Source organism: Leptolyngbya cf. ectocarpi LEGE 11479 (genome assembly GCF_015207065.1).
GTDB lineage: Bacteria > Cyanobacteriota > Cyanobacteriia > Phormidesmidales > Phormidesmidaceae > Leptothoe > Leptothoe ectocarpi.
The window spans coordinates 1-7,160 of record NZ_JADEXP010000331.1 but is presented as its reverse complement, the minus strand read 5'-3'; the positions used below and the strand labels follow the sequence as shown (position 1 = coordinate 7,160).

The following is a 7,160-nucleotide window of genomic DNA, read 5'->3' as shown; positions in this document are numbered from 1 at the left end:
TCTTTTCCATGGCCTCCTACAAACGTCGTAAACTCAATCAGCATCTGATTGACAGGTTTATTCGAAACTTAGACTTAGACGAGACTTTGATTAAATCACATCCCAACTTTCCAAGTCTTTGTGACTATGGGGTGCTAGTCTCCTAATTCTGTCCGGAGTATTGTTAAAGAAAGATTAAGACAGGCGAAAGTCAGCTTCAACATAGCCCTTCTCATGTCAATTGCTACCACAGTAGCTGGAGGGGCTCTTCTCTTATCCGGCAAAGTATCCGAAGGCTTTGTAACCTCCACTACTGGAGGTATTACATCTAGCATTTGCTGGTTTAAACTAACGCAAGATGCAAATGATCGATTAGACAAACTGACAAATCGAATCAATAGTGAGCTACCAGATGAATCTGACCATACTTAGAGCTTACTGAATAACAATTCCAACATCACGTCACCCGCATTAAAATTAACCAGACTAATATGGTTTAGACCAACGCTGCTGATCTTAGGCCACAGATTTACTTTTCTGGAGACCGATCGCGGTTTGTCGTAATGATAGACGGCATTAACTAGATTTTTGGGCGTATCGATATCTAGATAATGACCGATTTCAAAGGGGGTGGCTTCTACGCGGAGATTATTTGAGATCGCACCCTCCCTCCAATCGATATCTCCGTAAAGGAAAATACTTCCTTGGAATAGCCATAATACAATAGCTTCTACTCAGTAGAGTCAAGGCTAAAGAGCTGTTCAACCGTTAGCAACAGAGTACCTAAATTAGATGAGGAGAGACGATCATCTCCCCTGAGTGTTGTGCCTTCACCATAACCGCCATCGGCCCATTCCAACACCAGAATTGTCTGTTCTTGGGGGTTCACAATCCAATATTCTAGAATACCAATATCTTCGTACTGGTTTCGTTTGGCAATGTAGTCACGATCCCGTTGAAGTGCGCCAGGGCTAACCACTTCAACTACCAATACAGGTGGAGCCATAGATAGCCGAATAGTATTGCGCTGCTTGAGCTGTTCGATGTGTTCTGATCGGATGATGGTTAAATCAGGGTATCGGTTCTTAGGTTCTCCACGCACCTCCAGCTCCAACCCATGCCCCCGAACCCTACGATGACCTACCTTTGCCGCCAGTTGGATCAGTAACAGGGTGGCAATTTCAACATTGAAACCGGATTCCGGTGGCACCTCAACTAATTCTCCGTTAAAGAGTTCATATAGCCTATCGCTGTTGTCGTCATAGGCAAGGTAGTCTTCAAACGTTTGAAATCGCGGTTTGAGCTGCACCATGGCCTGTCGATTGCCTTTGAAGGAGTGATTAACATGCTAACAGACCGCTGGCTTGACTGCCTGAGGGCATCAGCGGAGCGGTATTTCAGGGCTTGTCGTAATGATAGACGGCATTGACCAGACTTTCGGGGGTGCCGATGTCCAGGTAATGACCGGTTTCAAAGGGGATGGCTTCTACTCGTAGGTTGTTTGCGATCGCACCTCCAATCACATCCCCAATGGGTGTCTCCGTATAGGCTGGCATCTCCTTGATCAATACCGGCGACCGAGTTCCAATCAGCGCTCTCAGCTTGGCCTCAACAAACTGATGCAGAAATTCCGTAAATCTAGGTCGCCAAACGGCAATGGCCCACATATACTGCAGATGCGTGAGCTGAGACTTTTCATAGATGCCCGACACCACGCCATCCGCATCAAAATCAACCAGACCAACATTTTCAGGCTGATCGGTGGGGAACAGCCCCAGCACCACATCCGCTTGAGTGCTGGTTAAGCGTTCAATCAGCTGAGTATAGGCATCAACAGGGCTAAACAAAATATCGGGAAAGCCCATGGCAATAATGGCATCCTTAACAAAGGGATAGGCCTGATTAAGGCTAAAAGGGACTCCAAAGGGCACATGGACAGTGAGGTAGGCCAGCCTCATATTAAGCTGGGAGCCATCCCCCAAGTAGGCTGGAATATCCCATTTCCCCGGTCGCAAAATCATAAAGGTCTCTTGTACCCCAGCTCTCCCCATGGCTTCTAGCAAATACTGACAAGCCACCTTTGGCCGCAACCCCTGATCCGCCAGATCTTGGAACCCAATAGGGAAAAGCTCTTTACTCATGGGCAAAGGACTAATGCGGCTGCCCTGGCCAGCCGCCGGGAGCAGGCCAATGATTTTCTGGGCATGTAAGGAATCGTAGGATGCTGCCATGGTCAAGGGAGCGCTAAACTCAAACGTACCTCACCACAATAAGAGACCATAAAGAACCCCGAGAAAAATTTACGCAATATATACAGAGTCTCCGACCGAATACCAGAGCTACTTCTGGAATCGTCGCCCTATTTACCGTATTTATCCTGTGAGTTCTTCAATGCTGCTAGATACCCATGAGATTTAACGCATATTACTTTTACTGGACTGTACTTTTATTAATCACAGAGATTTATATTGGCGTCTTTGTTAAGGATGATTTTGTCCGGCCTTACATGGGTGATTTTCTTGTTGTTATCCTCATTTATACCTTTGTCCGCACGTTCTTTAAGTACTCAATCATTAACACAGCCATTGGTGTTTTACTATTCTCCTTTCTAGTGGAGATTTTGCAATACTTTAAGATTGTCGAAATCCTAGGCCTAGGCTCGCATCGACTAGCTAGAACCGTGATTGGCACCTCGTTTTCCTGGGAAGACTTTATTGCCTATACCTTGGGTATTGTAATGACGTTAGGATGCGAACAGTTTATCGGACCCAGTATAGAAAAATGGCGGTGTTCCAGTCGATAACAAACACCGCTTTACCATTCTCCATGGTTGCGTTATGGGCGCTGTGGGCGCTGTGGGCGCTGTGGATATATCAGGACTGCGTTTCTTGGGTTTGCTCCCGAATCACAGCGCTCCAATTATCATCATTCATGGCTGCCGCTAGGTCCTGCCGTTGATTTGCCTGAGTTTTTTCCCCTGCCTGCAATGAACCATCTGCCATGGCACGACGAAGCTTTAGCTTTTTCTCTTCGTAGGTTTCTCGCTCTGCTGTTGACATTACCTGGGTAGCGGCCTCTTTAATGGACTTGGCCCAGGTGCCATCTAAATTTCCAGGAGGTGGACTTGGCAGTGCAGCGATCCACTCATCCCGTAGCTTTTCCATGGCATCTCGTTTGGGAAACTTAAATGGCTGCACGGTGACCATGGCACAGACATCGTCTCCTTTTTGGGTCACATGACTGCGTAAAGACAGAGCCACATTCCGAGAATAGCCAATAAATTGAGTTTGCCCAGTACTATTGAGCACAGCATAAACACCCGCAACTTTTGCAGTTTGTGCTTGCTCACACCAGTCTGAAATAGCTAGGGGCGTATCAACGGCTGATTCTACGGCAGGTGCAACCGTCGGCTCGACTGAATGTTCATCGGTTGAACTATACAAAAAGTCGTGCAGACCGCGATGGGCCTGGGGGACATTCTGATGCTCGATGGGGTCTGAGGTTTCAGGGCTCACCTGTTTAGCTCCAGTGATAGGCGTCTTGAATTATGACAAAATCCTTCCTAGGAAACCAGGACGGTGTCTAGACTGTAAGAAAACAACATAAAACCAGGCTTTAGACACCATTCGCTCAGTTTTTTAGTGGCTTCTTTCGCAACAGACACCAGACTATGGAGAATGGCTCCTGTTGGCGCCACTCTCTTGAACAGCCAAGTCAAGTCTTTCAACCAGCGCAAAAAATCCATTGACATGCCCTGGTTCGGGCTGATCAGGCACTAGGGTGACACTGACTTGAAACGAAGGCCGATGTGATAATGTTACGGCTTGTTCAAAGGCAACCCGCTCACCTGATAGGGCTGCTTCAACCGCAACTCTGACCTGTTGATATGCACTGGGTCCCAACACATCCCACAGGTAATGGCCGACGATATCTCCTCGGGATTTTCCTAGCCAATGCTTATGGGTGCGATTGGCATGGATCACCTGCTGTTTCGCATTAATGTAAGTTACCAGTATTGGCAGGACATCGGTGACTAGACAGAGTTGAGCTTCACGTTGTTGCAAAACTTCCTCAGCTCGTTTTTGATCGGTGATATCGCGTCCGGCTGACTGAAATTGAAAAAAGTCACCGCTGCGGTCAAACAGGGCTCGATGCACCCACTGCTGCCAACGGACTTGACCATCGGATAGGGCAACTCGATGGTCAAAGGTGACGACGGGGTGGTCTCGATCAAGTCGATCAAGGATCGCTAATTGCTGCAGGATCGTTTCTTGGGATGTTTCGCCGATTAGGTTAAAAAAGTTTTCGCCGATCACAGATTCCGAGGAGCAGTCAAAATACTGACAAAATGCTTGATTGACAAAGGTTAGCCGACCATCTGCTAAAAAACGGCAAACTAACTCAGTCTGGTTTTCAACAATGGCTCGATACTGGGTCTCGCTCTCTTCCAAAGCAATGGTGGCCCGACGCTGTTGGCTAAGGTCGCGAAACAACCAGCGAAATCCTACCAGCTGGGACTGATAATCCCGCATGGGGGCAATGGTGAAAGACGCATATAGGGATGACTTTTGGTAGGGTTGCAAACGCAGGCTAAAATCCTGAAAGGTTTCGCCTTGCTGCAATCGATTGAGCAATGTATAAAATTTATGAATATCGGCTTGGGCCACCATGACGGCTAAGGGTTTGCCCACGGATGAATGCTGATGTCGGTTGAGTAGAGTTACTGCAGTCTGGTTGATTTTCTCGATCATCCCTTGGACATTGGTGATGATATAGCCATCGGGGGCCAGGTCAAATAGTTCAAAGTACTGCTGACGTTCTGTGGTGAGGGTCATCTGAGCAGCTTGCAGCTGGTTATACTGCTCAGCCAGTTCTTCTGAGAGCACATGGGCTTCTTCTAAGGCATTGGTCAGTTCATCTAGAGCCTGGGTGAGGAGAGATTGAGGCGCATCGTCTTGTGCGGCTTGCTGTAACAGCTGGGTTAACTGTTGTTGGGCCTGTTCAAACTGACGGCTAAAAATATCTAGATGTAATGTCATCTTTACTTAGGGGACTGTTCTGGTCAAAAAAGGGGCGTTCTTATGACAGTTATTACGGTTGGTAGCCTTTGTGGGGCAATGTAAACGAGAGAGTAGTGCCCTCTCCTAAAGTACTCTCTACTTGCAGGGTGCCTCCATGCTGCTCAATGATACCGCGACAAATGGCTAGACCTAATCCTGTGCCGCCCCGATGTCGAGGATCAGACATGTCTACTTGATAAAACAAGTCAAAGATACGGTCTAACTGATCGGTCGGTATACCTTGCCCCTGATCACACACTTGAAATCTGACATGGGGTGAGGAGGGGGGCAGATAAGGGTTTACGGCTTTTCCTGCTTTAATCACGACGGTTTTACCGGCTGGTGAGAATTTAATCGCATTGCCAATTAGGTTGACGAGCACTTGAACAATGCGATCGCAATCCGCCCATACAGAGAGGTCACAGGGAATCGTCGCCAGGGTGATGTGATGTTCCTGGGCAATAGTCTGGAGCGTATCAATGGCGCTCTGAATCAAATCAGTGACCTGGCAGGAGCTGGGGGTAAGCGATAGCTTGCCCAGCTTAATTTGTTGCATATCGAGCAAGTCATCGACTAATCTCACCATGCGTTCAGTACTTCTATCGGCCACGCTCAGAAGCGTTTGGCCCTCTGTAGAGAGCGGATCGAAAGCCCCACGGGTGAGCAACCTTAGAGCGCCATGAATAGACGTTAACGGCGTGCGCAGTTCGTGACTAACAATGGAGATCAGCTGCTCTTTTTGATATTCAATCGCTTTGCGATCGCTAATATCGTTCACCAATACAAAAAATCCACTCACCTGACCGTCGCTGGCTCGATCCGGTACCAACGTAGCATGGATCCACAACGGGGCCTGATGGGGCAACGTCACTTCCTGTTCAAAGCTGACATAATCACCCGATAATACATCTTCTATGGGTAGTCTGATCTGTCGATAGACATCTGGCCCTAGCGCCTCCCACAGATAAAGCTCCACCATGTCTGTGCTGGGTATGCCTAACCAATGCTCATGGGTGCGATTGGCATAGACCACCTGCTGCTTGGCATTGACATAGGCCAGCAGTACGGGCAACGAGTCGGTCACTAGGCGCAGCTGCGCTTCGCGATGTTGCAGGGCCTGCTCAGTCTGCTTTTGGGCGGTAATATCACGACCCGCTGACTGAAATTGAAAAAAGTCACCCTGATCGTCAAACAAAGCTCGATGGACCCATGACTGCCAACGCAGCTGACCATCGGGCAAGACAACGCGATGCTCAAGGGTAATCACAGGATTAGTGCGATCGAGGACAGCCAGCTGCTGCATGATCCTATCTTGATCGGCATCTATAATCAGGTCAAAGAAACTCTTACCCATCAGCGACTCGCTGGAACAGTCAAAATAGTGACAAAATGCCTGATTGACAAAGGTTAATCGAGTATCGGCCAGCGAACGGCAAATTAGCTCGGTCTGGTCTTCCACAATGGCCCGATATTGGGCCTCACTTTCTGCCAGGGCGATGGCAGTTTGACGCTGCTGGGTCAGATCGCGAAACAACCAGCGAAACCCCACCAGCTGAGCCTGATGGTCACAAACAGGAGCAATGGTAAAAGACGCCTGCACAGATTGTCTTGGATAGGACTGCAAACATAGATCAAGAGCCTGGAAGGCCTCGCCCTGTTGTAATTGACCTAGTAATGTATAAAATCTACGGCTATCACTTTGCGCAATCATCGCCCCTAAGGGTTTCCCCATGAGGAGCGACTGACGTCGACCCAGCAGGATGGCCGCTGTCTGATTGATTTGCTCGATCATCCCCTGGGTATCGGTAACGATGTAGCCATCGGGGGCTAGATCAAATAGGTCAAAATATTGCTGACGCTCTGCAGCCAGGGAAATCTGGGCCATTTGTAACTGATCGTGATGCTCAGACAGCTCTTCTGAAAGAACATGGACCTCTTCCAGGGCATTGGCAAGTTCCGTTAGGGCCTGGTTCAGGATGCCTTTGGGCACATTTTCCTGTTCGGTTTGCTGCGCTAACCCGGCTAAGCGTTGTTGGGCCTGTTCAAATTTATGACCAAAAATATCCAAATATAGCGTCATGCTTATAAGTCTCCTCCCTGGGGCGGGGAAGGGGGCCGATT

At 48.5% G+C, this 7,160-nt stretch carries 7 protein-coding genes; 2 read left to right on the top strand and 5 right to left on the bottom strand.

Annotation, left to right across the window (positions count from 1 at the left end):
• Nucleotides 1-159 precede the first annotated feature (159 nt).
• Nucleotides 160-411, top strand: a complete 252-nt coding sequence (locus IQ260_RS31925) for a TRADD-N-associated membrane domain-containing protein (RefSeq protein ID WP_407657755.1) — start codon at nucleotides 160-162, stop codon at nucleotides 409-411.
• A 298-nt stretch (nucleotides 412-709) separates the two neighbouring features.
• On the opposite strand, the gene IQ260_RS24700 is transcribed toward IQ260_RS31925, so the two are convergent.
• A complete protein-coding gene (locus tag IQ260_RS24700; protein WP_193995740.1) occupies nucleotides 710-1,291 on the bottom strand; it encodes a Uma2 family endonuclease in 582 nt (193 codons plus the stop codon).
• An 85-nt stretch (nucleotides 1,292-1,376) separates the two neighbouring features.
• Nucleotides 1,377-2,210: a nucleotidyltransferase family protein gene (locus IQ260_RS24695; protein WP_193995739.1), complete on the bottom strand. Its 834-nt coding sequence runs from the start codon at nucleotides 2,208-2,210 to the stop codon at nucleotides 1,377-1,379.
• A 176-nt stretch (nucleotides 2,211-2,386) separates the two neighbouring features.
• On the opposite strand from IQ260_RS24695, the gene IQ260_RS24690 reads away from it, so the two are divergent.
• Entirely contained in the window at nucleotides 2,387-2,782 is a 396-nt protein-coding gene (locus IQ260_RS24690; RefSeq protein ID WP_193995738.1) for a ribosomal maturation YjgA family protein, read from the top strand.
• A 70-nt stretch (nucleotides 2,783-2,852) separates the two neighbouring features.
• On the opposite strand, the gene IQ260_RS24685 is transcribed toward IQ260_RS24690, so the two are convergent.
• From IQ260_RS24685 to IQ260_RS24675, 3 genes are all read right to left on the bottom strand, one after another.
• Complete coding sequence (locus tag IQ260_RS24685; protein ID WP_193995737.1) at nucleotides 2,853-3,494, bottom strand: GIY-YIG nuclease family protein; 642 nt, start codon at nucleotides 3,492-3,494, stop codon at nucleotides 2,853-2,855.
• Between the two features lie 153 nt (nucleotides 3,495-3,647).
• Nucleotides 3,648-5,018 carry a PAS domain-containing protein gene (locus IQ260_RS24680; protein ID WP_193995736.1) on the bottom strand — a complete coding sequence of 457 codons (1,371 nt, stop codon included), beginning with the start codon at nucleotides 5,016-5,018 and terminating at the stop codon, nucleotides 3,648-3,650.
• A 52-nt stretch (nucleotides 5,019-5,070) separates the two neighbouring features.
• Complete coding sequence (locus IQ260_RS24675; protein ID WP_193995735.1) at nucleotides 5,071-7,119, bottom strand: PAS domain-containing sensor histidine kinase; 2,049 nt, start codon at nucleotides 7,117-7,119, stop codon at nucleotides 5,071-5,073.
• Between the last annotated feature and the right edge of the window lie 41 nt (nucleotides 7,120-7,160).

Excerpts from the sequence above, each read along its gene's own strand:
- IQ260_RS24700 (WP_193995740.1), bottom strand. The coding sequence starts at position 1,291 with ATGGTGCAGCTCAAACCGCGATTTCAAACGTTTGAAGACTACCTTGCC.
- IQ260_RS24695 (WP_193995739.1), bottom strand. The coding sequence starts at position 2,210 with ATGGCAGCATCCTACGATTCCTTACATGCCCAGAAAATCATTGGCCTG.
- IQ260_RS24690 (WP_193995738.1), top strand. The coding sequence starts at position 2,387 with ATGAGATTTAACGCATATTACTTTTACTGGACTGTACTTTTATTAATC.
- IQ260_RS24680 (WP_193995736.1), bottom strand. The coding sequence starts at position 5,018 with ATGACATTACATCTAGATATTTTTAGCCGTCAGTTTGAACAGGCCCAA.
- IQ260_RS24675 (WP_193995735.1), bottom strand. The coding sequence starts at position 7,119 with ATGACGCTATATTTGGATATTTTTGGTCATAAATTTGAACAGGCCCAA.